This window comes from Treponema sp. OMZ 803, from assembly GCF_024181165.1.
In the GTDB taxonomy this organism is placed as follows: domain Bacteria; phylum Spirochaetota; class Spirochaetia; order Treponematales; family Treponemataceae; genus Treponema.
The window spans coordinates 690,034-716,304 of the sequence record NZ_CP051195.1 but is presented as its reverse complement, the minus strand read 5'-3'; the positions used below and the strand labels follow the sequence as shown (position 1 = coordinate 716,304).

Annotated in this window: 29 protein-coding genes, 2 tRNA genes and 1 pseudogene; 10 read left to right on the top strand and 22 right to left on the bottom strand. The window is 46.8% G+C overall.

All coding sequences use genetic code 11. The features are described from left to right. Positions 1-6: 6 nt before the first annotated feature. From rimP to rplU, 10 genes and pseudogenes are all read right to left on the bottom strand, one after another. On the bottom strand, positions 7-456 hold the full coding sequence (gene rimP / locus ABH09_RS03350; protein WP_162662699.1) for a ribosome maturation factor RimP: 450 nt from the start codon (positions 454-456) through the stop codon (positions 7-9). A 135-nt stretch (positions 457-591) separates the two neighbouring features. Then, positions 592-2,049, bottom strand: a complete 1,458-nt coding sequence (locus ABH09_RS03345) for a HEAT repeat domain-containing protein (RefSeq protein ID WP_253715190.1) — start codon at positions 2,047-2,049, stop codon at positions 592-594. A gap of 229 nt (positions 2,050-2,278) precedes the next feature. Continuing rightward, positions 2,279-2,629, bottom strand: a complete 351-nt coding sequence (gene rsfS / locus ABH09_RS03340; protein WP_253715189.1) for a ribosome silencing factor — start codon at positions 2,627-2,629, stop codon at positions 2,279-2,281. Positions 2,630-2,650: 21 nt separating this feature from the next. Then, entirely contained in the window at positions 2,651-3,835 is a 1,185-nt protein-coding gene (locus ABH09_RS03335; RefSeq protein WP_162662695.1) for an LCP family protein, read from the bottom strand. Continuing rightward, positions 3,832-4,488 carry a bis(5'-nucleosyl)-tetraphosphatase (symmetrical) YqeK gene (yqeK, locus tag ABH09_RS03330; protein WP_253715188.1) on the bottom strand — a complete coding sequence of 219 codons (657 nt, stop codon included), beginning with the start codon at positions 4,486-4,488 and terminating at the stop codon, positions 3,832-3,834. The genes ABH09_RS03335 and yqeK overlap by 4 nt, the downstream gene beginning before the upstream one ends. Further along, positions 4,481-5,071, bottom strand: coding sequence for a nicotinate (nicotinamide) nucleotide adenylyltransferase (gene nadD, locus ABH09_RS03325; RefSeq protein ID WP_253715187.1), 591 nt, complete (start codon positions 5,069-5,071; stop codon positions 4,481-4,483). The genes yqeK and nadD overlap by 8 nt, the downstream gene beginning before the upstream one ends. A 347-nt stretch (positions 5,072-5,418) precedes the next feature. After that, positions 5,419-6,447 (bottom strand): annotated as a pseudogene (gene obgE, locus ABH09_RS03320) (GTPase ObgE); the annotation flags it as partial. Between the two features lie 228 nt (positions 6,448-6,675). Continuing rightward, on the bottom strand, positions 6,676-6,927 hold the full coding sequence (gene rpmA / locus ABH09_RS03315) for a 50S ribosomal protein L27 (RefSeq protein ID WP_006187878.1): 252 nt from the start codon (positions 6,925-6,927) through the stop codon (positions 6,676-6,678). A 35-nt stretch (positions 6,928-6,962) separates the two neighbouring features. Continuing rightward, positions 6,963-7,286: a ribosomal-processing cysteine protease Prp gene (locus ABH09_RS03310; RefSeq protein ID WP_253715186.1), complete on the bottom strand. Its 324-nt coding sequence runs from the start codon at positions 7,284-7,286 to the stop codon at positions 6,963-6,965. A 7-nt stretch (positions 7,287-7,293) separates the two neighbouring features. Further along, entirely contained in the window at positions 7,294-7,608 is a 315-nt protein-coding gene (gene rplU, locus ABH09_RS03305; protein WP_016522145.1) for a 50S ribosomal protein L21, read from the bottom strand. 236 nt (positions 7,609-7,844) lie between these two features. Here rplU and ABH09_RS03300 point away from each other — a divergent pair, with 236 nt between their 5' ends. Both ABH09_RS03300 and ABH09_RS03295 read left to right on the top strand, forming a co-directional pair. Beyond that, complete coding sequence (locus ABH09_RS03300; RefSeq protein ID WP_162664726.1) at positions 7,845-8,363, top strand: FKBP-type peptidyl-prolyl cis-trans isomerase; 519 nt, start codon at positions 7,845-7,847, stop codon at positions 8,361-8,363. Positions 8,364-8,375: 12 nt separating this feature from the next. Further along, complete coding sequence (locus tag ABH09_RS03295) at positions 8,376-9,413, top strand: Gx transporter family protein (protein ID WP_253715185.1); 1,038 nt, start codon at positions 8,376-8,378, stop codon at positions 9,411-9,413. Positions 9,414-9,517: 104 nt separating this feature from the next. Here ABH09_RS03295 and ABH09_RS03290 read toward each other — a convergent pair whose 3' ends face one another. From ABH09_RS03290 to eno, 3 genes are all read right to left on the bottom strand, one after another. Continuing rightward, positions 9,518-10,675 (bottom strand): DUF8086 family protein, encoded by a 1,158-nt coding sequence (locus ABH09_RS03290; protein ID WP_230978000.1) that lies wholly within the window; start codon positions 10,673-10,675, stop codon positions 9,518-9,520. Beyond that, positions 10,668-11,048, bottom strand: coding sequence for a RidA family protein (locus ABH09_RS03285; RefSeq protein WP_253715184.1), 381 nt, complete (start codon positions 11,046-11,048; stop codon positions 10,668-10,670). The genes ABH09_RS03290 and ABH09_RS03285 overlap by 8 nt, the downstream gene beginning before the upstream one ends. Positions 11,049-11,150: 102 nt before the next feature. Beyond that, positions 11,151-12,449 carry a phosphopyruvate hydratase gene (gene eno, locus ABH09_RS03280; RefSeq protein ID WP_162662683.1) on the bottom strand — a complete coding sequence of 433 codons (1,299 nt, stop codon included), beginning with the start codon at positions 12,447-12,449 and terminating at the stop codon, positions 11,151-11,153. A 113-nt stretch (positions 12,450-12,562) separates the two neighbouring features. Between eno and ABH09_RS03275 the strand changes: the two genes are divergently transcribed. Beyond that, positions 12,563-13,540 carry a GNAT family N-acetyltransferase gene (locus ABH09_RS03275; protein ID WP_253715183.1) on the top strand — a complete coding sequence of 326 codons (978 nt, stop codon included), beginning with the start codon at positions 12,563-12,565 and terminating at the stop codon, positions 13,538-13,540. 36 nt (positions 13,541-13,576) lie between these two features. Here ABH09_RS03275 and ABH09_RS03270 read toward each other — a convergent pair. Next, positions 13,577-13,650 (bottom strand) — tRNA-Arg (locus ABH09_RS03270). A 65-nt stretch (positions 13,651-13,715) separates the two neighbouring features. After that, positions 13,716-13,787: transfer RNA gene (locus ABH09_RS03265), tRNA-His, on the bottom strand. Between the two features lie 133 nt (positions 13,788-13,920). On the opposite strand from ABH09_RS03265, the gene def reads away from it, so the two are divergent. From def to ABH09_RS03245, 4 genes are all read left to right on the top strand, one after another. Next, positions 13,921-14,442, top strand: a complete 522-nt coding sequence (gene def / locus ABH09_RS03260; protein WP_253715182.1) for a peptide deformylase — start codon at positions 13,921-13,923, stop codon at positions 14,440-14,442. Then, positions 14,442-15,419: a methionyl-tRNA formyltransferase gene (fmt, locus tag ABH09_RS03255; RefSeq protein ID WP_253715181.1), complete on the top strand. Its 978-nt coding sequence runs from the start codon at positions 14,442-14,444 to the stop codon at positions 15,417-15,419. Before def ends, fmt begins: the two co-directional genes overlap by 1 nt. Before the next feature lie 15 nt (positions 15,420-15,434). Continuing rightward, complete coding sequence (locus tag ABH09_RS03250; RefSeq protein WP_253715180.1) at positions 15,435-16,436, top strand: PASTA domain-containing protein; 1,002 nt, start codon at positions 15,435-15,437, stop codon at positions 16,434-16,436. A gap of 74 nt (positions 16,437-16,510) precedes the next feature. Further along, entirely contained in the window at positions 16,511-17,290 is a 780-nt protein-coding gene (locus ABH09_RS03245) for a nucleoside phosphorylase (RefSeq protein WP_253715179.1), read from the top strand. A gap of 3 nt (positions 17,291-17,293) precedes the next feature. Here ABH09_RS03245 and ABH09_RS03240 read toward each other — a convergent pair whose 3' ends face one another. From ABH09_RS03240 to ABH09_RS03230, 3 genes are read right to left on the bottom strand one after another with little or no spacing between them, the layout of a single operon-like run. Next, positions 17,294-18,064: a class I SAM-dependent methyltransferase gene (locus ABH09_RS03240; protein ID WP_253715178.1), complete on the bottom strand. Its 771-nt coding sequence runs from the start codon at positions 18,062-18,064 to the stop codon at positions 17,294-17,296. Positions 18,065-18,114: 50 nt separating this feature from the next. After that, positions 18,115-18,975 (bottom strand): Rossmann-like domain-containing protein, encoded by an 861-nt coding sequence (locus ABH09_RS03235; RefSeq protein ID WP_253715177.1) that lies wholly within the window; start codon positions 18,973-18,975, stop codon positions 18,115-18,117. Positions 18,976-18,993: 18 nt separating this feature from the next. Continuing rightward, positions 18,994-19,683, bottom strand: a complete 690-nt coding sequence (locus ABH09_RS03230; protein ID WP_253715176.1) for a Crp/Fnr family transcriptional regulator — start codon at positions 19,681-19,683, stop codon at positions 18,994-18,996. Positions 19,684-19,775: 92 nt separating this feature from the next. On the opposite strand from ABH09_RS03230, the gene ABH09_RS03225 reads away from it, so the two are divergent. The 3 genes from ABH09_RS03225 to ABH09_RS03215 are packed head-to-tail and all read left to right on the top strand — an operon-like array spanning position 19,776 to position 22,765. After that, positions 19,776-20,807 carry a FecCD family ABC transporter permease gene (locus ABH09_RS03225; protein ID WP_253715175.1) on the top strand — a complete coding sequence of 344 codons (1,032 nt, stop codon included), beginning with the start codon at positions 19,776-19,778 and terminating at the stop codon, positions 20,805-20,807. Next, entirely contained in the window at positions 20,804-21,595 is a 792-nt protein-coding gene (locus ABH09_RS03220) for an ABC transporter ATP-binding protein (protein WP_253715174.1), read from the top strand. The genes ABH09_RS03225 and ABH09_RS03220 overlap by 4 nt, the downstream gene beginning before the upstream one ends. 30 nt (positions 21,596-21,625) lie before the next feature. Then, positions 21,626-22,765 (top strand): ABC transporter substrate-binding protein, encoded by a 1,140-nt coding sequence (locus ABH09_RS03215; RefSeq protein WP_253715173.1) that lies wholly within the window; start codon positions 21,626-21,628, stop codon positions 22,763-22,765. Between the two features lie 56 nt (positions 22,766-22,821). Here ABH09_RS03215 and ABH09_RS03210 read toward each other — a convergent pair whose 3' ends face one another. The 4 genes from ABH09_RS03210 to flgF all read right to left on the bottom strand — a co-directional run bounded on the left by ABH09_RS03210 (position 22,822) and on the right by flgF (position 26,136). Continuing rightward, the gene (locus tag ABH09_RS03210; RefSeq protein ID WP_162662666.1) at positions 22,822-23,679 is read right to left on the bottom strand and encodes a class I SAM-dependent methyltransferase; all 858 of its coding nucleotides are present in this window, start codon (positions 23,677-23,679) and stop codon (positions 22,822-22,824) included. 181 nt (positions 23,680-23,860) lie between these two features. Beyond that, entirely contained in the window at positions 23,861-24,382 is a 522-nt protein-coding gene (locus ABH09_RS03205; RefSeq protein ID WP_253715172.1) for a rod-binding protein, read from the bottom strand. Positions 24,383-24,511: 129 nt separating this feature from the next. After that, on the bottom strand, positions 24,512-25,306 hold the full coding sequence (gene flgG / locus ABH09_RS03200) for a flagellar basal-body rod protein FlgG (protein ID WP_016524140.1): 795 nt from the start codon (positions 25,304-25,306) through the stop codon (positions 24,512-24,514). Positions 25,307-25,320: 14 nt separating this feature from the next. Beyond that, positions 25,321-26,136: a flagellar basal-body rod protein FlgF gene (flgF, locus tag ABH09_RS03195; protein ID WP_253715171.1), complete on the bottom strand. Its 816-nt coding sequence runs from the start codon at positions 26,134-26,136 to the stop codon at positions 25,321-25,323. Positions 26,137-26,271: the final 135 nt, after the last annotated feature.

The following is a 26,271-nucleotide window of genomic DNA, read 5'->3' as shown; positions in this document are numbered from 1 at the left end:
GACTCCTTAGATCTTATTCAATTTCGCTTTTTTTATATCCGTATACCGGATATCTCTTTGCCCGCCGGAAATACTTAAACAGATGCCCGTCGAATCCGCAGCCAACAATTCTCCCTCAACCCAATCGGGACAGGAAACTTCCAATACCTTTATATTCTCTCCGATAAAGGCTTGAAATTCTGCTGCATTTTTTATCACTCTGTTAAGCCCCGGAGAGCTTACTTCCATTTGAATATCCTGAGAATTGAGCAAAACTTCTGCACGTGATAATAATGCCCGATGTACCTTTGAGCAATCATCTATCCCAACTCCATCTTTACTGTAGATAACGGCTTTTACCAGCCACATTGTTTTTTGATGAACAATCTGCAAATCAACCAATTTATATCCGAGACCGGTAACAAGCTGTTCATAATCGGTAAAATACGGAACGGTTTCTTTTTGCACATATTCCATTGCATCAACTCCCGTAAACAAAAAAAGAGCCGTTTGAACGACTCCTGCCTAGACTTATAAGGATAATAAAGTTCTTTATGGATAGTACCATAAAGAAAAAGATTATGCAAGCCATGGGTAATGCCTACTCCATCGCTATTCCAGTAATCGCTGAGCACGGCGCTGCAACGCACCTTGTTTTTCGTCTCGCGCGATGGCTTCTACTAACGTGCGGGCATCCGAAGGAGCGTTCGTCTTAAACATATCGAGCCCGATACTCTTGGTTAACACATCATCGCTTTGTAAAAAAGCCTTGCAAATTTCTGCCGTTGCAGTATTTTCTATTTTTGCAATTTCCTTACCGAACTCATATCGCAGTTTTTTTTGCTTTTTATCTGCTACGGTTGCCAACACCACCGTATCCAAATCGGCTGCGAGCGCCGTAGAATTATGCTTCAACGCTGCGCTCAGGATTGTAACCCGCAGTTTTTCGCTCTTTTTAGAATCACGGAATATTTCGGCAAGCCATGTATTGCCTTCTGCCGTATTCAATACCGCCAGCGTTTCTATCGCTGCAAACCGAACCGCATCCGTCGGGTCATACTTCGCACGGTACAACACATACGACGCAGCCTCCTGCATCTTTGTCTTTTGTACGGTCTTTAAGGCTTCGAGCCGAACTTTATAATAGCTATCTTTGAATCCCTGCAAGATGAGCTTTCGGGTTTCATCCGTATCGAAAGAGGCAGCCCCTCGTATTGCGGCTTCCCGTAGCTGCGGTTCCGGTTGCTCGAAAAATTCGGCCAGCAGAGGCACAATATCAGGTTTTCCCATTTGGGCAAGACCGGCAACAGCACTGGAACGAACATAAATATTTTCGTTTTCATCCTGCGCCCGATTCAGCAAAAATGTACGGGTATCTTCACTATGTAACTTTTCAAGCGCAGCCATAATCGTCTGTTTTAAAATAAGTTCCTGCTTTGCATCGTCAATTGTCAAGTTGTCAAAATACTCTACTAAAAAGGACGCCTCTTCATTACCACCGATTTCTCCTAATACAGAAACCGTTTCTACACCGTATTCCGCAGCATTTTGGGTAAGTATTTTTTGCAGCGCCTCGTTTAAGCCGGATGAAAGTTCCGGCTTTACCGTTGCGAGGTAAGACAGCACCGCTTTTACCAGCGTCCGTTGTTGGGCTTCATAAGCTTCCAACACTGCAACTGCAGCATCTGTCAGTTGAGTATTATTGTATTTTTGATACAAACCGAAAAGCCCCTCGCGCACGGCAGGACTCTTTGTCTCCATAAAAAGACGGTTAAAATCGCCTTGCAGTGTTTCAAAATCTCGCTTATCAACCTTATTGATTACCTCAAGTATTTCGGATTCCAATCCGTACTGTAATGCTTGGCGGGCTTTTTCAATCTCATCCAGCTCTTGTTTTTTTTCTTCCGGTTGTCCTGTTTCTCTCTTTTGAGTATCATTTTCCGGTTGCAGTTTCTCCTGCGATACGGTTTTGTCGGTCGTTGTTTTCGATGGGTATGTATCTGCAACCACATACATCGGTACCATGAGTACCGATAGCACGGTTAATATCATAAAAATAAGTTTTTTCATTATAATACTCCTGCAATCATTATCGGAACTCCAAGACTTTACTTTTAAAAACCCTCGATCAGGAATCTTTAGAAATTTCATTTTTTCGGGATTCCCGGCGCTTTATATATTATGTAAAAAATAGAGTAAAGCAAGTTGCATTTATACACACTTATCAGACCCTGGCGCAAAATGCATTATCAAGTTCTATTTCAGTCAGAGACTTAACAGTCAGTCCATAATTACTCTCCTACGCTAACAGATTAGGGCTGTCATACCACAAACGTTCAAGGTCGTAAAATTTTCGGGCGGTGGGACTCATTAAATGCACAACGATGGAACCGAAATCGAGCAGTTTCCATTCGTCGCCATCGGGACTTTTTCTGATAGTCCGGTATTCCTCAATCTGCATCTCTTTCGCCGCTTCCATAATTTTGCCTTCAAGACCGCCGGCTTGTTTACCGCTCGATATGGTTGCAATCACAAAAAAATCCGTCCAAATATGCGCTTCTCGTAAATCGAGCACTACCACCGATTCCGCTTTAAGATCACGCAAAATCGTTCCGAATGTTAAAGCCGCTTGTTCAAAATTAACTTCCATAATATTTTCTTATCCTCTTCTCTATTTTTTTTGCCGTACCGAATAGCCGTTAAAATCTTTACCGAGTATCAACGTAAAGTCAACGTTCGTTTCGCTACCGGAATGATCGTCGCCGATTTGGGCGGATTCGATATTTTCGCAACGGACAACCTGTCCGACAATCTTTGCCACTGCCTCGTTCCCGATTCTATCGATTAAAACCGTATGCTCAACTCCCGTTTGTGCCGCATTTCCGACACGGATAACGTCATACCCAAAACTCTGATACAGCTCGGAGGCAGTCCGCGCAAGCCCGTTCACATCGGTTCCGTTTAAAACTTCCAGCGCATACACCCGTTCCAACGTTGTACCTTCTTTTGAAGCAAGCGCCGCAAGCGTCTGCCCGACAATCTCTTTTATTTGCTGACCGTCGCGGAACGGAAAGAGTAATTCCTTTGAATCGACGATACGCACCGCGCCGGTTAAGCGCTGAGGCACCAATCGCTCCGAATCGATTTTGCAGAGATATTCCAACAGCTGCTTTAAATTTCCGCCGGTAACATTGCCGTGCAGCAACGGGCTGAACACTTTAAACTGTTCTTTTTCGAGCATTTCGGGATGCTCATATAAACTGCGGAGGAAGGCCAATACCGCTTTTTGCTTACGGGTTACCGCTTCACCTTCGGCATCCGCCTCATCTTCATACAACAGATAGTCGCGCACCTTATCGCCATCCAACAGCACCGAACCGGAGGGAAGCAAAATCTTTCCATATTTTTCGGAATCGATATCTACCGAAGAAGGAATAAAAACCGAAATACCGCCGAGCAAATCCGTCAAATGCATAAAGTCGGTCAGCGAACAGACAATATAAAACGGAATGTCAACACCGATCAGTTTTTCAATTTCTTCGTTATAGACAGCCGCGCCCTTTTCCGTATAGAGCGAACCGATACCTCCGGTACGTCCAAGCTGAGGCAAAATCAACCCGATATTCGCAGGGATATCGAACATTGCTGCGCGCCGTGTTTGTGAATAGTGCGCAACAACATTCGTAGAAATAGGAACATTGTCGTTTTCGATGATAAACAACACCTTGAGCACATTATCCTCAGAAAGGGACGTACTGATAGGGTCAACATTGAGATTCCGTGCCACAATCACCCCCGAAGGAATGAGCATCGCTAAGATGAGCAATAAAAAGATGATGTTTTTTCCTTCTTTCAATTCCTTGCCTCCCGACGGATCGTTTTCGTCTGCATATCCGGTATCTGCTGCCTATCTTGTAAAACATTTTTCTCTTTTAGAAACCGATATGTTTTATACGTACACGCCTGCACTTTTTTTCCTTTTGACTCCACAAAGCCGATAACCTCTTTCAGCACTTCAAGAAAAAGCTCATCAAGCGTCAGCTGCTCAACCTTTTCCCGTAAGTAATCGCAATTTTTCCGGCCGGGTTCGATTTTATCTGCAATATAGATAATCCGCCCTAACGCATCAAACTTCGCAGAAGCGGAGGTATGATAGCGTACCGCATTTAAAAGCGATTTTTTATGGATCCCGTAATGCTCCTGCAATAAAACCGCTGCTGCCCGTCCGTGCAGTAACTCGGAATTTGCCGCTTCGTCGGGCGTAACAGGCTGCCCGTCCGTCCGTACCGTGCGGAACAAAAAGCCGATAGGTTTTTCTTTACACATATCGTGAGAAATACCGGCGAGATAACAAAGCCGTTGCAGCCTGTGTCCGTAACCGTAGCGACGGGCAAGTTCCTCCGCATAAGAGGCAACCCTGCATGAATGTTCATAGCGGTAATCGGAAAGATTGGCTCGTGCATACCTGTCCAGCGCTGTGATGAATTTTTCAATACGGATATCATTCATAGAGTTTATGTTCTTTAATATACGAGTATACGGCTGAAGGTACAAGATAGCGCCAGCTCTTTTTTTCTTTTATAGCTGCCCGTATTCCACTTGAAGACACCGGCAGCAGGGCATTATCTACCCTTAAATGAGGAACTTTGCCAGCAGAAGCGGCTTGTTCCGTAGAATATCGGTCTATAATGCGGTTTCCTACTATTATATCGGCATAATCGGGTATGTGTTCCGCTTCACGCCAGCCGCTAAAGCCTTCCAGTAAATCATCGCCGATAATCAACCCGATTTTTCCTTCACACTGAGGAAATTTTTTCTTTAGGAATTTTAACGTATCGATGGTATATGAAACACCTTGCCGCTGTATCTCGCAGGGTTCACAGTAGAAAGCCGGATTATCGGCGATTGCGAGTTTCACCATTGCGAGTCTGTCGTCAGCAGTGCAGCCGGAGTGTCCGTCTTTAAAGGGTGATAAGAATGCGGGGACAAAGGCCACGGTGTCGTACCCATAACGGAGAGCAACCGCATCAGCAAGCATCAAATGGCCGATATGAATAGGATTGTAAGATCCGCCCAATACGGCGAGCCTCATTTTTTACCCTTCCGCTTGCGGCTTAAACTCACCGTTGCGCCGAAGCCTTCCTGCTGCACGTAAACAGGGTCTTCCAGCTCCGCATGCATAAAGTTATTGTCTGCCGCAGCCGGCACGATAGTCTTTTGCACACCGCCGGAGGCGTTGAAATGGGCACTTCCGGCAGCGCTATCGTTAAAACTGCCGCCGGCAGCGCTATCGAAATCGAACATACCGCCCGCAGCCATATCTGCCGATAAACCTGCGGTCGTCAAGTCATCACCGGATACTGCGTTGCCAAATGGATCCGTGTCGACTGGAGTGTTGCCGAATGCGGTACTGCCTGTCTGTTTGCTGGAGATGCTCTCTGTCGATGTTTCAGCGTTTTTGCCTGCATCCGCTGCAGCAAGCTCTTCCACCAGCGCAACAAACGCATCGCGAACCTCGTCCAAGCCCCAGCGGTTAAACACCGAAATACCGAGTACAGGCACATCGGAAAGTTTTTCCCGCAGGGTTTTAAGCCGCTCTTTTGTTCCCTCAAGATCGAGTTTAGTAGCGATAATAACCCGTTTTTTTGCAGCCAATTCTTCCGAATAGGCTGCAAGCTCTCCGCAGAGGGTATCATACGCGGTTAAATAATTTTCATCGGAAAGGTCAATCAGAAAGGCCAGCCCCGCCGTCCGCGAAATATGCTTTAAGAACCGGATACCGAGGCCGACTCCCTCCGAAGCGCCCTCCAATATCCCCGGTATATCCGCGATGATAATATCCTGTTCCTCATCGATGCGGAGTACGCCGAGGTTCGGTATTTTGGTGGTAAACGGATAGGGCGCAATCTTAGGGCGGGCATTGGTAAAGTAATCCAGCAGAGAGGACTTACCGGCATTGGGGAAGCCGACAAGTCCGATATCGGCGATGATATTCAGCTCAATTTTAAGCCGGCGGGTTTTGCCCTCCTGTCCCGGCAAAGCGGTGCGCGGCGCTTGATTAGTGGAGGTTTTAAAATGACAATTTCCCCAGCCGCCGTTACCGCCGGTCAAGAAAGGAATAAGCCCCTCAGTCCGGTCGCCGAAATCGTAGACAAGCTCATCGGTATCGGCGTCTTTAATAATGCAACCCGGCGGAAGCGGAATAATACAGTCAGCACCTTTCGCACCGAACCGTTTTGAACCTTGCCCATCCAAGCCGTTTTTTGCCCGGAATACCCGCTTATGACGTAAATGCACAAGCGTGCGCATATTCCGTTTAATCTCAAACAGCACATCGCCGCCGCGCCCGCCGTCGCCGCCTGCCGGGCCGCCCTTAGGCACGTATTTTTCCCGCCGGAACGCAATACATCCGTTCCCGCCTTTTCCCGATGAAACTTCGATTAAAGCTTCATCCGCAAATTGAATCATCGCCTCATTTCCTTCTCGAAAAAAAAGCCGGCATTAGAGCCGGCTTACAACTGGGCAATTTTAAAAACTCGGTTAGATTTTTAGAATTGCCCGACGAGTTTTAATTTCAGTCTTGATATTATAATGACTGAAATTAAAACATCGCAACTTAAATCTAAGAGAAACCTCTAAAAACTGAAGTTTTTAGAGGTTTTCTATATCATTGCGGAATTAACCGCTCGTCCATCCCTACGCTTGCGTTACAGATGCTAAATGTCTGCCATTGCGGTGATGATACACAACCGTACCGTCTACAGTTGCAAATAAGGTATCATCCTTGCCGCGGCCGACATTATCGCCCGGATGGATGGGAGTTCCGCGCTGACGGACTAAAATGGAACCGGCTTTTACCGTCTGTCCGCCGTATACCTTAACGCCCAAATATTTAGGATTTGAATCTCGTCCGTTTTTTGCACCGCTTCCGCCTCGTTTCCGTGCCATAGTAGCCTCCTCGTATCAGGTAAGCATCTGCTTGCTTACCGCTGTATCTTTTTGCATTGAACCGCTTGCGGATATTCTTCCTGTAAAGAAGCTATCCCAAGCCATAAAAACTCCGCTGCATACCGTAATTTTTCGCTTTGCGTTTCGTCATAGTTAAGAACCCGAAAAGAAAGCGAACCGCGCCGCTCCGCACTGATATCAGCTTGCACGGAACCGAGCGCCTGTACAGTCGTCCTTAAAAGGATCGTTACGGCTGCACACACAATATCATGTCCTTTAATGCCGCTATTCGCATGGCCGGAAGCTTCAACGGAAAGGAGATGCTCCTTTTCATCAAGCTCCAAAAGGACTTGTATCATTCCGCGCTTACACCCCGGTAATCGAATTAACCGTTAAATAGGTGTAGTGCTGGCGATGCCCGATTGTGCGGTGATAGTCTTTCTTGCTCTTGTACTTGTATACGATCACCTTCTTATCACGCATACTCTCTTCAACCGTTGCCGAAATTTTCGCGCCCGCAACGTAGGGAGCTCCAACAGACACTTTACCGTCATTGTTAACCAGTAAAACGGTATCGATATCGATAGCCGTTCCCTGCGGTTCGTTGATTTTGTCCACCAGAATCTTGGAACCTTGTTCAGCCTTATACTGCTTGCCTTTATATTCAAAAAGTGCGTACATAAAAACCTCTGTTTACATTTCTGCGGAAGTATCTATCATTAAATACGATACATAACTCCGCGTATTTTCTAGATTTTTGTATGATGATATATGAACGGGTGCATACCATCAAAACTAAACGGTTGATTTCGAAATATAGCATAAACGGCCTATAGAGGTCAAGATGCAGATTCAGGACAAACGCATTTCGAGTTTTTGCCTTGCTCGAACGTAGAAAAATCGGTATCATATTCAGCATGAAAATTGCAGACGATTGTTTGGTTACCCTTGAGTATACCTTAAAAGATGATGACCAAAAGGTTTTGGATTCATCGGAACAGATGGGACCGCTGGACTATGTTCACGGTTATCGCCAGCTTATCCCCGGTTTGGAAAAAGCGCTTCAAGGACGCGAAACAGGTGAAAGTTTTTCGCTTACGGTATCGCCGCAGCAAGCTTACGGCGAAATCGATCCACGCGCCGTTTTTGAGGTAAGCCGCGCGCAGTTTCCACCCGACACACAGCTGGAAGTCGGTATGGAATTTGAAACGAGTGGCCATCATGTGGTAATCACCGGCATTGACGGCGATATTATCACGCTGGATGCGAACCATCCGCTTGCCGGAAAGACATTACACTTCGACATAAAAGTTACCGGTGTGCGGGATGCCACCCCCGAAGAGCTTGAAGAAGTTCAGCAATCCTTTGTTGCAGGGTGCGGAAGCAGCTGCGGTACGGGAGAGGGCGGCTGCGGCGGATGTTCAGGCTGTCATTAAACCGGTTACGTTATGAACAAAAAACAGGATGCGTTGGTGCCGGTTTTCGGCGCTTTATGCTTTTTTCTTTCGGCTATTGAGTTTGTTATTCCCAAGCCGCTTCCGTTTCTGCGGATAGGGCTCGCAAATGTTCCGCTGCTGTTAGCGCTCGACGTGCTGTCGTTCCCAGCGTTTTTATTACTGACGGTGATAAAAATTCTGGGACAGGCTTTTATCAGCGGAACGCTTTTTTCTTATCTCATCCTGTTTTCGGCAGCGGGAACAAGCGGCGCAGCACTTATGATGTACGCCTTGCATAAGATTCCCCGTAAAGCGCTATCGCTTGCCGGAATTAGTATGGCAGGCGCCTTTGTATCAAACTGCATACAGCTTTTTATCGGACGCTTCTTTATTTTCGGAGAGGGCATCCGTTATATGGTGCCACCGTTTCTCTTTATCGGTTCAGTAACGTCCTTGCTTCTCGGTATTTTTTGCGAAAGCTTTGAAGCGGAATCCGAATGGTACGCCCACATACGGGATGCCGATTCTCCGCTTTATATACAGTTACCGGACAATACGAACCCCATCGCTCATCCGCAGCTTCGATTGATAACCGGCTTTACCTTGCTCACAGCGCTCCTTTTTATCCCCGGCTTACCGGCAAAAACGGTTATTTTTTGCGCCGGATTTGCACTTTGCTTGGCAGAAAAACAAAAAATATATTGGATACCGCTCTGTATTTCAACGGTCGGTATTATCGTATGTCATCTTTTTATTCCGGTAGGAAAAGAGCTTTTCTCGATAGGGAGTTTCTCGCTCACAAGCGGAGCCTTGCTGAACGGTTTGGAAAAAGCAGTTGTTCTGCAAGCGATGATCTTTATTTCGCGGTGGACACTACAGGTACGGATTCAACTTCCGGGTTCGCTCGGTACAATGCTCGATGAATCCCTCTTTATATTCAAGCAATTGCTTGAATATAAAGATAGGATACGTCCCCGTCATCTTATCACAAGCCTCGATGAATTGCTGCTCGGTCTTCCCTTTATTGTAAAACAGCCGAAAGACGTATAAAGAAATATCCGTGCAGAGATTTAGTACCTCGGTGCTTCTTGGCTTCTTTAAGCCCGTAACAAGGGATATTAAAGCCGAGTGCACTGCAACCACTCCGAAAGTTTTTACAGCCCCAGTTCGCTCAACTCGGCGGTAAAGATTCCCGCACGGCCGACTTCATAGAATATCGATTCTTCCCAAGCAGCAGTAATCGCCGTATCCGAGATGGAAAACGCGGTATACGTGAAGTTTTCCGGTAGAGACGGCAGTTGTACTTTGCGGATACCGTGCTCGCTCGTATTGAGCAGCAAAGTTCCGTCAGGTAAGAGGATTGCTGCATTCTGCTTACCGTCACTTTGGGAATACTGAACTGCGTAAACGTTTACCGGTACCCTCTCTTCCAGCGTATCGTTCGTTTGATTCCGTGCGGACTTAAAGAAAATAGTACCATCCGCCGAATCTTCGGTGAATACATTTAAGTACAAATCCCTATTATTTTCGATTGCGTCCGCCAACACTTTGAGCATATCCGGCATCCGGTTATAAGGCGGAGGTTCGCAGGCTGCTCTAAAGCCCTCGGCAGACAGTTGTTCGATATGTTTATAGGCATCATCTTGCATAAAGCTGGAAAAGTTACCGCACCTTATATAGAAGAAAGAAACATCCCTGCCGTTATCAGCTTTAAAACTTGCATACCATTGGCCGCCTACCCGCTCAAGCGATTTACATTGTGCCTCTTTCGGTAAATGCAGATATGCAACATCGGCTGCGGGTGTATAGACTTTGCATTCAGGATCGGTACGCAATAGGAAGTGTGTATTTTCGGATATATCACGCGATGAAAAGATCGAATTTTGATAGATACGGATAAAATACTGCCCATCCTCCACATAGAGATCTCCGGCGGTGACGTGTGGAAAGAGCTCATGCCTAACGGGAAGCTGTGCATTTGATTGCAAATATCGAATAGGATACAGCCCGCACTTATTGATTAAAAAGACGGCATCCCCGTTATTTAAGCCGAAATCGGAAACTTGAACCGCCTCCGTCCACGGTTTAAACACTACAGCAGGTATTGCGGAAACGGCATCGGCATTTTTAAATTCCACGGAACCGTTGTCACCAATGGAAAAATATTTCCAATGATTTGCAGGCTGTGCTTCAACCGGTACCGTCGATGCGCTTTTGGGCGTTTGCGACGAGGCAGTTTCGGCTTTTTGTTTTGTACAAGCGGAAAAAACAAGCGCTGCCGCAAGCGACAGCGCCAACATCGACTTACGCAAGAGCGATCGCCTCAATTTCAACCAGTCCGTCTTTCGGCAGACGGGCTACCTGTACCGCGGAGCGCCCCGGATAATTCCCGGTACCGAATACCTCACTGTACACTTTGTTCATTTCCGCAAAGTTGTTCATATCGCTTAAAAATACGGTTGTTTTAAGCACCTTGTCCAAACTGCTACCACCTGCTTCGAGTACCGCTTTCAGGTTCATCAGCGATTGGCGAGTTTGTTCGGCAATGCCGCCCGGAACAAAAGCGCCCGTAGCGGGATCGATCGGCAGCTGGCCGGAGGTAAAGATAAAGCCATTTGCGGCTGTTCCTTGCGAATACGGTCCGATTGCGGCCGGCGCCTTGTCTGTTGCAATAATCTTTTTCATAAATAACTTCTCCTATAAATCAATTAGTAATTGGTAATTTGTAATGGGTAATTACTCACATTCTCAATTATGAATGGATAATTAAGAATGTGAGACTAAATGTTAAAATCCGTAGCGTGCGAAGGTTGCGGCGCCTGCATAGCGGGCTTGGCAGCCGAGTTCTTCTTCAATGCGCATCAGCTGGTTGTACTTTGCAATACGGTCACTGCGGCTCATCGAACCGGTCTTAATCTGCCCCGCTTCTACTGCGACGGCAAGGTCGGCGATAAACGCATCCTCGGTTTCGCCTGAACGGTGAGAGATAACCGCAGTATAGCCTGCATTCTGCGCCATTCGTACCGCATCGATGGTTTCGGTAACGGTACCGATCTGATTGAGCTTAATCAGAATAGAGTTACAAGCCTTTTCTTTAATACCGCGCTGCAACCGTTCGGTGTTGGTAACAAAGAAGTCGTCGCCGACAATCTGAATTTTGCTGCCAAGTTCTTTAGTTAAACGTGCATAGCCTTCCCAATCATTTTGATCGAGCGGATCTTCGATAGAAACGATCGGATAGGTATTAATCCACTTTTTATAGATTTCGATCATCTCATCCGCAGTGAACAGCTTGCCAGGATTTGACTTCCAGAATTTATAGCCCTTGCGTCCGCCCTCATCGAACAATTCGGAAGAAGCGCAGTCGAGCGCGATAGCAATATCGGTGCGTGGCTTGTAGCCTGCCTTATCGATTGCCTTCATAATATATTCCAGCGCCGCTTCGTTATCGATATCCGGGGCAAAACCGCCTTCATCTCCGACGGAGGTTGCCTTACCGTCCGCCTTTAAAAGGCCTTTTAACGCATGGAAAACTTCCGCCGTCATGCGCACCGCTTCGTGAATGGACTCAGCGCCGATCGGCATCACCATATATTCCTGAAAGTCGATTTTGTTGTCGGAATGCTTGCCGCCGTTAATGATATTTGCCATCGGTACGGGCATTTGCAAGGTATGTGCACCGCCCAAGTAGCGGTACAACGGTAAACCGACATAGTCGGCGGCGGCGCGAGCCACTGCCATCGAAACGCCGAGCATCGCATTGGCGCCGAGTTTTGACTTATTCGGTGTCCCATCCAGATTAAGCATAGTCTGATCGATTTCAGCCTGTTCCAAGGCATCCATTCCCTCAAGCTCTTCCGCAATAATGGTATTTACGTTATCGACAGCCTTTAATACACCCTTGCCGCCGTAGCGTTTTGCATCGCCGTCGCGCATCTCCAACGCTTCAAACTCGCCGGTAGACGCCCCGGACGGAACACAGGCGCGTCCGAAACTGCCGTCGCTCAATGCAACATCAACTTCAACCGTAGGATTTCCGCGAGAATCGAGAATCTCACGTCCTTCAATATACACAATATCGCTCATATACGACCTCCCATCTTTCAGAGGGAACTTCTAAAAAGCTAACCGAGTTTTTAGAGATGCCCTAGAGATAATTCATTACATATTACACTTATTTTATGATATAATCAAATGGTATGACATTTATTTTATCACCTGAAATAATCGATGACATTATATTTGCGATGGAAAATCAAACGGAAATTCTTTTATTCGATGCGCTCGAAGGTATCTGTGTCGATATGGATGAGATTGATGATGATTATGGGACAGTTATCGACGATCAACGCTATTACGATCTCCCCGACTGGACTTCCGCTCAAGGCTTCCATGTAATGGAACAGTTTACGGCGCGGGTACATAACCCTCTGCTGCGGGAGGCATTGCTCAATGCGCTCGGACAGCGGAAAGGCGTCTTTCGCCGGTATAAAGAAGTACTGAAAACCGCGCCTATCGTTGAACGTGAATGGTACCGGTTCAAGGATCAGCAGATGAAAGCTGCTGTTTACGAATGGTACAATGATCTGAGAAAACTTTGGGGATTGGAAAAAATCAGTTTTGAAGATGAAACAGACAGTCAGCTTTTACAGGAAGATTTTACGTTTCTGATTGAAAAATACGATGCGTTGAATACCGAACTTTTGCGGAATTTTATCCGTAAAACGGAAGCAACTTCCGAGGACAGTGATAAGATACTATCCTTTGACGACTTTGATGAAAAGGCAGCATTTGAAGCGGGTAGACTACTTGGATACACATCATTTTTTGACGCGAATGTTTGTGCCGCAGCCGGACAGAAGTATGGCACAACTCAGCATAATGCTGTGTATATCACTGCATACAATGAAAACGGGTTGTGCGGGGTTTGCTCCATCGTTGCTTTTCCATTTAACGAAAGTTTTTGCATTCCGTTCTTGCGGGTATTGCCTGAGTATCGGGGGCTTGGACTCGGTAAAGAGCTTCTACAGCGATCCTGTATGTATGCTAAATCTTTGGCTGATGTACTGATATTTGCCGACTTTTGCACACCGGCTCATTTGATTGCGCTACTTGAACGGGAAGGTTTTGAGCAGAAAGGGCTGCTGTATATAAAAGACTTGTCCGGTGATGAGTAACGGGATTTGTAAAAAAATATGAATGAGTAAAAAACGTGCGCCCGACACGGCTCGAACGTGCGACCTACGGATTCGAAGTCCGTTGCTCTATCCAACTGAGCTACAGGCGCATTTTCCGTTATGCCCAAAACAGACTGATTTATAAACGTCTGCGCATCAAGCATAAACGTAAAAGGGTGGGTGATGGGGTTCGAACCCACGACAACCAGATCCACAATCTGGCGCTCTACCACTGAACTACACCCACCGTGAATACAGGCGATAATGCCAAATAACCCCAAAAAAGTCAAGTAGCTGATAGGTGCGGGACAGAGATTTCCGGTACGTTCACTTTGTAAACACATTGACCGCACGGCATAAATTTTGTACTATGATGCGCGATGAAGGTACTATATTTAGGTGAAGAAACGCTCCGGCAGCCCTCAAAGCCGGTAGAGCATATTGATGAAGCCTTGCATGAACTGATACGGGAAATGTTTATAACGATGGATACTGACAAAGGTATCGGTTTGGCAGCGCCTCAAATAGGAAAAAATGTAAGACTTTTTATCGTAAAAATCGATGACGGTATTGAACGGGTATTCATTAATCCGCTCATTGTCGGCACTTCGGAAAAGCAATGCAGCTACGAAGAAGGCTGTTTAAGCATCCCTAAAATATATGCGGACGTTGTCCGCCCCGAAGCCGTGACTGTGCAATATCAGGATATGAATGGACGGCGCAGGACGATAGAAGCAACCGGTTTACTCGCGCGGGTTATCCAGCATGAGTATGATCACCTTGAAGGAGTCCTTTTCATCGATCGGTTATCCGAAAAAGAACGGGATAGCCTCGTTGCAAAGTTCACTCAACAGCAAGAGCGCAAAAGACAGCGTGAAGCAAAAAAGCGGGTGCGTGCATAATGAACGTTTTTTTTGCCGGAACCCCTGAGTGCGCAATCCCCGCATTACAGGCAATAGCAAAGACCTATCCTCTTGCCGGCGTGTTAACGGCTCCCCCCGCCCGTGTCGGACGCGGTAAAAAATATGCGGACGCTGCGATAGCGCAGGCGGTTGCCGAACTAAAAGAACGCGGCGTCATCGCTCAAGAGGTACCGGTCTTTACACCGGAGAAATTAAATGCGGATTTTCGCGAAGCAGTAGCGACGCTCCGACCTGATATAATGGTATGTTTTGCGTATGGAAAGATTTTCGGCCCGAAGACGTTAGCTTTATTTCCGCACGGTGCGCTCAATATTCATCCGTCCCTGCTGCCCCGATGGAGAGGGTCGAGTCCGGTACCCGCAGCAATCCTTGCAGGAGATAGCATAACCGGTGTAACCGTTCAGTATATGGCGCAGGAAATGGATGCGGGAGACATCATCATTCAAAAAGAACTGCCGGTTGGACCGTCCGATACGACCGAAACACTCTTAACCCGCTGTGCAGAACTCGGCGCTTCGCTCATCGTGCAAGCGCTTAAAATGGTAGAAACTGATTCCGTCAATGCTGTACCTCAAAATCACGAGGCGGCATCGTACTGCACCCTGATACAAAAAGACAGCGGATTACTCTGCTGGCAAGACGATGCTGGCGCAATAGACCGGAAAATACGCGCCTATACCCCGTGGCCGGGAGCCTTTACCTATTGGATGGGTTCAAAACTTTCTATTATACAGGCTCATCCGTATACGGGGAACGCAGCGGCGGAATCTCCCGAAACGCCGGGACTGGTACTCGGCATTGATAAACGGGAAGGCGTATTGGTACAAACGGGAAAGGGTATTTTAGCGGTACAGGTACTCCAGAAGGAAACAAAAAAAGCAATGCAATGGAAGGATTTTTTAAACGGGGCAGCCGGCTTTATCGGAACAACGCTCCGGACTCTTCCGGAAACATAAATCTAAGGATTACGTATGGGTATAGGTGATATTGCTGATGATATCAGCGGAAACGGAAAAACAATTGTTATTACATCGTTGGTGATGCTCATCGTTTTTGTTGCGGTTTCGACGCTGATCTTTTTTATTTCGTTAAAAAGCGCCGAGCAGGTGATGGTGCCGAATGTTGTCGGTAAAGATTTGCCCGAAGCGCTGCTCGATTTGCAGGCGCGTGAACTCTATCCGCGCATTCAGCTCCGCTATTCCCAAAAAGCGGACGAAAAAGGACTTATCCTTGAGCAGGATCCCAGCCCGGGTGCTATCGTCAAAGGCGGCAAGCGGATTGAGCTGGTGGTAAGCCAGGGGACTGTCATCGATACGGTACAGAACTATATCGGAGAGAATATCGAAGATGTACAAAATCGGATACGGGAGTTGTTTACCTCCGGCAGCCGCCAATACATCCAGATTAAACAACCGTATTTGACGAAATACAGCGCCGAACCTGCAGGAACCATCCTTGAGCAGGAACCCGCAGCGGGAACACCGATTGCAAATAATATGGAGCTGACCTTTGTGGTAAGCAAGGGAACGCAAGCGGAAACAACCCAAGTTCCCGATATGGCCGGCGCCGATCTTAAAAAAATATATCAGGTAATGCAGAGAGCGGCGGTAACGTTTGCTTTTACCGCAGGCAGCACAACAGGAATGGATATTGCCGTACAACAACAGAGCGCCGCAGCACAAAGCGAAGTTCCGGTATTTTCTCCGGTAACACTGACCGTTTCCCTACCGAAATCGGCAAACGGTATGGTATCCGGTATCCTCAAAACAACACTGGCGGAGTTTCCCTACCCCTTTACCGTTTCGCTCTATGCGGCGTATCCAAACGGGGATAAGGATCTCCTTACCTCATTCCGGCATCCGGGCGGCGCATGTTCCGTACCATACACCGTGCCGGAAGGAACAAAGCTGTCGCTGGAAGTGCTCAACAAAGAGGTCTACACCGAAACGGTAGGCGCAAATACAGCGGAATAAGCGGAAACGAGTCAGAACGTCGGAGTATGAACCCCTCGCACGAATAAGCAGCAGCAAGATATAGATATATCACTATGAGTATTCTTAAACATGAGCTTCCCATTTTGGAATTCGATACGGATACGGCTGCGGTTCTCGCGCCTACACACGAAAACCTCAATCTAAAGCTTCCTCAAAAAGCCGTTTTTGCTTTTCTGGGCAACTACATCGAAAAGTATGCAAAAGAACACAATTGTACACAGGCAGGGTTATTCATTTCATCTACCAAATCATATCCTATTTATATTACACAATACAAAGGTTCCGATATTTGTTTCTGCCAAGCGCCGGTAGGTGCAGCTGCTGCCGTTCAGATTTTAGATTGGCTTATCGGATATGGAGTAACAAAAATCATTTCAACAGGATCATGCGGTGTATTACAAGATTTACCGGAAAACACCTTTCTAGTTCCCATAAAAGCATTACGAGATGAGGGAACATCCTATCATTACATGAAGCCTTCGCGGTTTATAGACATAAACACAACTGCATTAAGCGCCATTGAAGCCGCACTCGAAGAACACGGCTTAGCGTATACCGAAGTTACAACATGGTCTACTGACGGATTTTACCGGGAAACAAAAGCAAAGGTTGCCTACCGAAAAGCCGAAGGATGTTCCGTTGTAGAAATGGAATGCGCCGCATTAGCTGCGTGTGCACAGCTCCGCGGCGCTGTCTGGGGAGAAATTCTCTTTACCGCTGACACATTAGCTAACAGTGATGCTTATAGCGAAAGGAATTGGGGAATCGATTCCTATGAGTGCGCACTACAGTTGTGCTTTGAGGCGGTGGTGGGGCTTTGCGTTGAACACTAAACATTAGACCGCTGCCGATTTTACGCCTGCGTTACAGATATAACCGAGTTCGTACTTGTGTCCATTGAAGTAACGGTACATCTTGGAGAACATTGCTTTGTTTTCTTTTTTGAGTGCGCACCGGATAATATGCAGCGTATTCCATAAGCCCTCATCGCGAAGTAAACCGCGGGGGCTGAGTAGCGTCATCATTCCGCATTTCTGTGTTACGGTAAATCCATTCCGGGAGAAAAGACTCTCCCACCCCTCGGCATCGAGCGGCTCGACATTTACGTTAATCGCCTTGCTTAAACCAATTCTGAGTTCCTTTTGCTGTGCCGCATCTTTAACGGTAAAAAAGACATCCTGCGTTACTACTCTACCGCCCGGTTTAAGCACACGGAAATACTCTTTGAGAGCTTTGTCTTTGCGGTCGCCCACCAGCATGGTCAGCATTGCTTCATTGATAATAATATCAAAACTATTATCTTCAAACGGTAATGCTGTTGCATCGCCGTGTATCAGCGTAAGGTTATCTTGTAGATTATTTTTTTCGATATTGGCTTTCGCATCTTGTAAGGCATTTTCATCAAGATCGACACCTGTAACGGCACAACCGAATTTCTTTGCCAACTGAATCATGGTGCGCCCTCTATTGCACGCAACCTCAAGCACCTTTGTCTTCTGTGTTATAGCAGCCTGATCGATTAGCCATTCGGTAGCCTCAATACCGCCCGGCCGAAGCGTCGTTTTACCGATTCTTGCTAAAAAAACATGTCCTGCTTCGTACATCATAATCTCCTACAGAAAGTTTTATAGAGAAGGACACCTCCACACCTCGATTGCTAATTGAGAGATGCCCTTTTCCTTTCCCTTTCAAGTTCATAAATATCCATGTAGTCAAATTCACGGTATGTCTGCTCTGCGCCGAGGGCAGTCTTCAAATACGTTTCCTTATCCCTAACCGAGGTACTGAACATATAGTTATACCCTTGCTCAAAAAAGTAGTCGGGGCAAAGCTCGCAACTCGGTCCGTACAAGCCTACAATTTCCGCATTGGTTCCCGCTTGCCGCAATGCCGTATATGAATTATTCACAATAGTACTGCCTGACATAATGATAATATCAAGCGTACTGAGTATATCGCAAAAATCAGCGGCATTATGTCCAAGATGCCATTGTATGCCTTCCGGAAACCGCTGCAACCCGTTTTTATAACGATAACTTAGAATTGCTTCCGGTTTCCGTAAATCGAACACATGAAATTCTTTACAGCGGTTCAAAAAACGGTTGATATAAACACCGAATCCGATAAGCCCGACCTTTTTTCCTTCCGTTTGATACCGGAATTGCAGACCTTCCGTCCTCACAATGCCGCGCTGAGCCAGAAGCTCCGGCGTATTGAGCGGTTTACTCATCAAACTGCTTAAACTTACGATGAGATTCCTCAACTGAGGACTCCGCCGTTCAAGCAGTATCTCGATACATACGTCTACCGGCTTACCGTAAAGCTCCGCTGCAATTTTCGCATATTGTTCAGGGCTTATATTTTCTTCAACACGCAGCGCAAGGCTTATATGTGAGTTGGTATCAGCTGTCATAATCCAGCGGAAGCCTGTAATAAGCTCATCAAAAATCGGCAGCGGTAAGCCGAATCTTTTATACAACGCACGGTTTATATCCAAAATAGCCTTTAAATCTTCCATACATTACTTATACCGGATTTATCCGTTTACCGTCTGTTGCCGGTGCAACACAAACTTGATCTGTTTCCCCTCAATTGTGATAATACCTTCGCGCTGCATACGGCTCAACTCCCGCGATACCGCGCTTCTATCAGCGCAAATAAACTGTGCCAGTTTTTCCCGCGTAAAAGGGATCGTAAAAGCATGAGAGTGCTGCGAGTCATGCATTACATTCAGGTAAAACAGCAGTTTATCACGGAGTGTCGGCTGTGAAAGAAGCTGGATTTTCAGATTCAGATATACTGCATCACGTGCAACTTCCCTGAGGATATTCTCTAAAACAGTCATCTTATACGGACAGGTTCGGCACGCCTTATTTTGTGCAGACGGCACTTTGATAAACAGCACCTTTGATTTTTGAGCACTTACTATACGTAAAAACGGATTTGTCAGCTCTAGACAACTGAGTTCTGCGCCGAACAGGTCTCCCCTTTGCACTTGCTTAAGCAGTATGATCTTCCCATCGATACCAATTTGTTCAACATGAATGCAGCCGGTAATCACAATGCCTGCGTAAGGGATAGTATCAGCTATCGGATGTACTTCCTGTCCGCTTTCAAGCAACCGGTAAAATCCGTGAAGGCAGGAAACAGCTTTATCAATTTCTTGGGCGGGAATACCTTTAAATACTGCAGAATGCGCTAAAAAAGCTGTGCAAAAATTAAGCATTTTTTCCTTCTTTGTTGCAACGGCAACAGAATACATGGTTAGTTTATGCTAACTTTTTTCCAATGTCAACAACGGGTAACAGGGTAACAACAATGATAGGAAATAAGCAGCGGACATATTCTATTTTGTTTGGCTGTGCCTTATTTTTAGCACCGCTTATTGCAATGATGATCAGCCTCTCTATCGGACGGTATTCGGTGCCGGTAAGCAGTACTATTCGCGCAATTATACAGTTCATTACACACAATAATATCGCATTGGCAAAAGATAATGTTGAAGCCCACATTATTATCGGCATCAGACTGCCCCGCATCCTATTAGGGCTGCTCTGCGGCTGTGCATTGGCAAGCGCCGGAGCAGGGTTACAAGCACTGCTTTCCAATCCTCTGGTTTCACCCGATACGCTGGGAGTAGCATCAGGGGCAAGTTTCGGCGCCGCACTGGCACTGCTGGCAGATCAACGCCTGCTGATTGTACAGCTCAGTGCCCTTGTTTTCGGTATCCTTGCCCTATACCTCACCTACCAAGCAGGAAAAATAAAGCAGCAGAACTCCATTGTTATGCTGGTGTTAGCAGGCGTTGTGGTATCTGCGCTATTCCAGGCAATGGTATCGCTCATTAAATACACGGCAGATTCTGAAGAAAAACTCCCGACAATTACCTATTGGCTGCTTGGAAGTCTGAATAATGCCACATGGAAAGGTTTAGCCGTAGGAGCGCCGATTATTGTAACAGGAACGGTAATCTTAATCCTTGCACGGTGGAAATGCAATATTCTCACCTTATCTGATGATGAAGCAAAGTCTATGGGGATCGATCTCCGAAAAATACGCTTACTGATCATTATCGCATCGGCGGCGGTTATTGCTTCCAGTGTTTCTATGTGCGGACAAATCGGCTGGGTAGGGCTCGTGGTGCCTCATGTATGCCGGATGCTCTTCGGAAGTGACAACCGGCGGGTTATTCCGGCAAGTGCCAGTATCGGTGCTGTGTTCATGCTGCTGTTAGATACAGTCGCCCGCAGTGCAACGGAGTCGGAAATTCCCCTTTCCATTCTGACAGCCCTTGTAGGAGCTCCTTTCTTTATCATACTGTTAAAACGGACGGGAGGCGGCTGGAAGTGATATTCGCGGTTCACAATGGGACATTTGCATTTAAAGGCGGCGCACCGGTTTTACGGGATGTTTCTTTTTCGATAGAGAGCGGGCAGATATTATCCATCCTTGGCCCCAACGGTGTCGGAAAAACAACGTTGCTCCGCTGCATGATGGGGATGCTGCAATGGAATTCCGGCACTAGTACGATTGACGAACAGAATATTGTAGAAATTCCTGCACAACAGCTGTGGAGACGTATTGCCTATGTTCCGCAGGCAAAATATCTCCCCTTTGCTTTTACCGTAGAGGAGATGATTCTATTGGGACGCAGTGTACACATCGGATTGTTCGGCGTACCGGGACAAAAGGATAGACAATACTGCGAAGAAGCGATGGAAGCCGTAGGCATTTCCCATTTACGCGGCAAGTATTGCAACCGTTTAAGCGGCGGGGAGCTGCAAATGGTGCTGATCGCCCGGGCGCTGTGCAGCAAGCCGGAGATGCTGGTGCTGGATGAGCCTGAATCAAACTTGGATTTCCGCAATCAGCTTATCATTTTGGAAACGGTTCACCGGCTTGCAAAAGTTGACGGCTTATGCTGTGTGTTCAATACGCATTACCCCGCCCATGCCCTGCGTATTTCCGACAAGTCGCTCATTCTCTCCCGCAGCGGAGAAAGCATATTCGGGCAATCGGAGGCGGTTATTAACGCAGAGATAATGGAAGATGTTTTTCAGGTGCACGTTGATATTCTTCGGGCTTCGCATAAAGGGATACCGTACAGCGCTGTAACGGCGGTATCTTTAGCGAAATAAAACAATTACTTACCAGAAGGAGTGTAAGGTATGAAAAAACTACTAATAACGGTATTGTTTTTTTCTCTTGTGTTGGGCGGTGTCTACGGTGCCGGTAAAAAAGATGAACCGGCAAAGACAGCCGGAACCGCGGCGATGAGTGCTGCAGAAGGAACTCATACGGTTGTGGACTTTAAGGGAAATTCGGTAGAGGTTCCCAATAAGATCGAACGAATCGTTGTATTAGGTCCGCTGCCTGCGCCGACGGTTCTAACCGTGTTTCAACAGGGTAAGACCGACAATATTGTCGGGGTCTCTCCCGATTCCGTCAACGGAGCTAAGTACAGCATATTTTCAAAATATGCCCCGGACTTCCAAAATATTTCCTCTGCGTTTTATACCGGCGGAAAACTCAACTTGGAAGAATTGATAAAGCTCAAGCCGGATGTTGTCTTTTATATGGATGCATCGGTTGCCGCACCGCTCCGGCAAGCCGGGATTGCTGCTGTAGCCTTAGCGCATCCGAGTACCGGATGGGATGCAAGCCCGCTTGTAACCCTCAAGTCGTGGATGGATACGATGGCTCAAACGCTGCAAATGGAAAGCCCTGCTCAACAGATTATTGCCTACGGCGAACAAGTTGAAAAGGAAATTAAAGCTCGAATTGAAAAGCATCCGCTCCCCTCTCCGAATAAGATTCTGTTTATCAGTAAGTATTCGGACACAACTATCGCCTCTGCCGGAAAAAAATCATTCGGGCAATACTGGGCAAACTTGCTGGGCGGCATAAACCTTGGAGGGAAGGCAACTCAGGGGGCTATCAATATGGAACAAATATATGAATGGCAGCCTGATCAGGTCTTTATCTTAACCTTTTCCGATAAGACACCGGATAATTTATACAATAACACTGCAGCTCCCGGACATGATTGGAGCGGTATAAATGCCGTTAAAAACCGGCAAGTCTTTAAGTTTCCGTTTGGAATGCACCGCTGGTGGCCGCCCACAACCGATACCCCGCTTGCTATGTGGTGGTTTGCGAAAACAGCCCGACCCGACCTTTTCGGCGATATCGATATGAATCAAAAAATAAAAGAATATTATAAACAATTCTATAATATGACGCTTACCGATGCCGATGTAGAATGGATTTTGCATCCCCGTGCAGAGGCAAAACGGCAGTATTTTTAATTCAGTAGTACGGATCGTTTAATCCCCCTGCATTCCGTGTCGGGGGATATTGAAGTCTATACCGAAACGGTGGGGGTAGGAGAGTAAGCCTTCACTCCAAATACCGCAAGCCTATTATTCAGCCGCTTGAACTTAGGCAGATTACCGAATAGCCAGCCGCGGAATGTGTATTTGCTCATTTCCAGATTAAAGCTTTCTTCTTTAAGCAGCTTCAGCTTTGGGCACAGCTCTTCAAGCTCAGTACCGTTATCGATTCCCCATCGGAATACCGCACCGGTGTGTTTAACGGTATCGTGGTGCTTCGAGAATCCTGCTGTGGCTCTACACATCAGCTCAGTGATAATCTGTGCTTCTGGAAAAAAGTCTGCAATAATGTCAAAGGTCTCTTTAACCTCGGCTTCCGTCAGATACATGAGAAGCCCTTCTATTATGATCAATACATAAGAGGGTTCCTTGTAGTTACCGGAACTCTTTACCGCGGTAACCCATGCAGTATCAAGTACGGATCCGGTGAGCATCTTTCTCCGATCGGTATCGGAGAAGAACTGCCGCCGTACCGCCATGCTGTCGGCAAGGTCAAGATCGAACCAGCGGATAGTTCCGTTATCGACACGGGAGAATCGGTCATCAAGTCCGCACGCAAGATTAAGTACAGTACAATCAGGATGCGCTGCAATAAAAGAGGCAGCTTCCCGGTCAAACATAATCGTGCGTGCAATAACTCCCTCATGGCTCATAAATTTGTCGTATTTTGAAGTATCGCACTGCAAGGTCTCAAGAATTTTTACAGCGGTATAATCTTTAATCCTCGCATTTTTCCGCTGAGTCTCAGTTGCTTTTATCGTAACCGGTATCAGCATCGTCTCTTGTATAGCACCTAATTGCAGAGGCGGAGTATGCTTTTGTTCATTCATCATCATATCCTTTTATAGTTTTGAGAGATGTCCTATAGATAGGCATTCGTGTATCTAAAAATAACAGTTATCCTACGCTAACTTTTTATCAATGTCAAGAATAAAAAAATGCCGATTAATTCGTTTCTGAATTAACCGGCGTTTCAAGGCTTTAACAAGAATTGCTGGGACAGAGATTTCCTTACGCTTGCCCGTTCAGCTGTAAGTATATTTGATCGGCAAGGCCGAGTCCCGCATTTTTAGTCATCGTGCGGGAAAGCTCTTCGTACATCATATCGTCGTACATTTTACCGGCAAAGCTGTCTTTTCCGGTCAAGCTGTTTTTTCCGAGCGTACTCCGCATGGAATCGAGCATGATTTTGACAAAATAGGATTCTAGTTCAAGGGCTTGCTGATACAGTTCGGAGGTTTTATCGATAACGGCTTTCCCGCCGGCCTGCGCTGCTGCAGCGGCGCCCATACCCTTAGGTTGAACCGCACGATCTGCATCAGTAGGATTAACGATTTCAAATGAGCTTAAATACTCACCCGGCAGCCGCGTCGAGAGATTTGAATGAGCGGATTCCTTCGCTGTAGAAAAACGAGCGGATTCGGTCTTTAAAGAATCGAGCAACTGAGAAAAGCTCTGTGTGTTTTTTGCAGCATGTTTGTTCGCCGGATGCTGCGGTGCGGTATGGCTGTTGTGCTGCACTGCGCTAATCATTGTTGTGCTCCTTTCAATCAGGGCAACCGCGCCAGACTGTTTTTTTAACAGCCCGCAGAATAATGGTTGCCCGTTTTCTACAATAAAAAAATATGCGAAATTTCAGAAAAATTTCGTACAAAAGGAATACTACCGCTTTAAGCCGACTGCGGTACCGAGCATATTGTCGCTGGTTTGGATGGCTTTTGAGTTAAATTCATAGGCACGCTGTGCGACAATCATGTTGACCATTTCGCTGACGGTAGAGACGTTCGACATTTCCAAAAATTTATGCTCGGTTTTGCCGAAGCCGTTAAAGCCGGGGCGCCCTGCGATAGCCTGACCCGATGCCGGAGTTTGCCGGAACAAATTGCTTCCTTGAGCGGAAAGCCCGACCGGATTCTGGAAGCGGTACAGCTCAATCTGACCTACTTCTACCGGATCATCCTGCTCCCCTACCCGCACCGACACCCGGCCGTCTTGGCTGATTGCGATTGTGTGCGGAAGATAGTTTTCCGGGAAAATAATTTCCGGCAAACAGCGGAGTCCGTTTGAGGTTACCAACTGCCGGTCGGCATCGATTTTAAAGGAACCGTCCCGCGTATAGGCATAGGTACCGTCATATTGCAGCACACGGAAAAAGCCCTCTCCTGCAATAGCCACATCGGTAGAAACACCTGTGTTCTGCAGCGACCCTTGTTCAAAATTCCGCTGCGTTGCGGCGAGCTTTGCACCGTGCCCCATCTCCACGCCGACAGGTGTAATCGTATCTTCGGTTGCAGGTGTTCCTGCCGCCCGAATGGTCTGATACAGCAGGTCTTCAAACTCCGCCCGCTGCTTTTTAAAACCGCTGGTATTCACGTTTGCAAGGTTGTTTGCAACCGTATCGATATTTGCTTGCTGGCTGTTCATGCCGGTTGCGGCTGTCCATAAACTTCTTACCATCTTATTCTCCTACGCTATTTTACTTTCGCAACCTCGTTCCAAAGTTTACTCATCATTGTATCTTCGGATTGAATTGTCTTTTGATTTGCCTCATACGCACGGTTTACTTCGATCATGCGTACCATCTCGTTGACTACCTTAATATTTGAAGCTTCGACAAAGCCCTGTACTACAACGGGACGGTCGCCGCCCTCCGCAGCGATAGCAGGCCCCGACACGGGTGTGTCAAGATAAAAACTGGAACCGCGCTTTTTCAGATACCGGTCATTTTCAAAGGTAACGATTTTAAGCCGGTCGGTAAGCGTCGCATCCGAATCAGGTTCGGTTATCGGCCGCGCATGAACCTCCCCGTTTTGATTCACTTTGTATTCTTTATCCTGTAAAAAGATGCGGCCGTTTTCCCCAAGGACGGGATAGCCTTCTTTTGTCATCAAATAGCCTTCAACGCCGACGGTAAAGTTCCCGTTGCGGGTATACCGTTCACCGTAAGGGGTTTCCACGCAGAAAAAGCCTTTGCCTTCAAGCGCGAGATCGGAGGCCGCATTGGTCTGCTTTAAGGAACCCTGCTCAAACTCGGTAAAGATTTCATTCAGCTCCACCCCAAGGCCGAGTTTTCCGATAATGGGCGCAATGTCTGACGAACCAAAGGGATTTTTAACAACGCCGTCATCATTTAAGCGCCGTATCAGCAATTCGGGAAAATTTTTATGAGTCGCAACGTCCCGTTTATAGCTTGTCGTATCGGCATTTGCTAAATTCTGAGCGATAACGTCCAACTGTTTTTGCTGAGCGTTCATACCGCTTGCCGCAGTGTACCAACCTCTAATCATAAGAACCTCTCTGGCGAGCCTCTACAAACTACAGTTTTTAGAGGCTCATCTTTACTCAATATCGGCAAACAGGGAAAAATATGAAGTAATCTTAAAAAGGTTTTTATTCGTACGCAGAGAAGATTGTTCCACTCA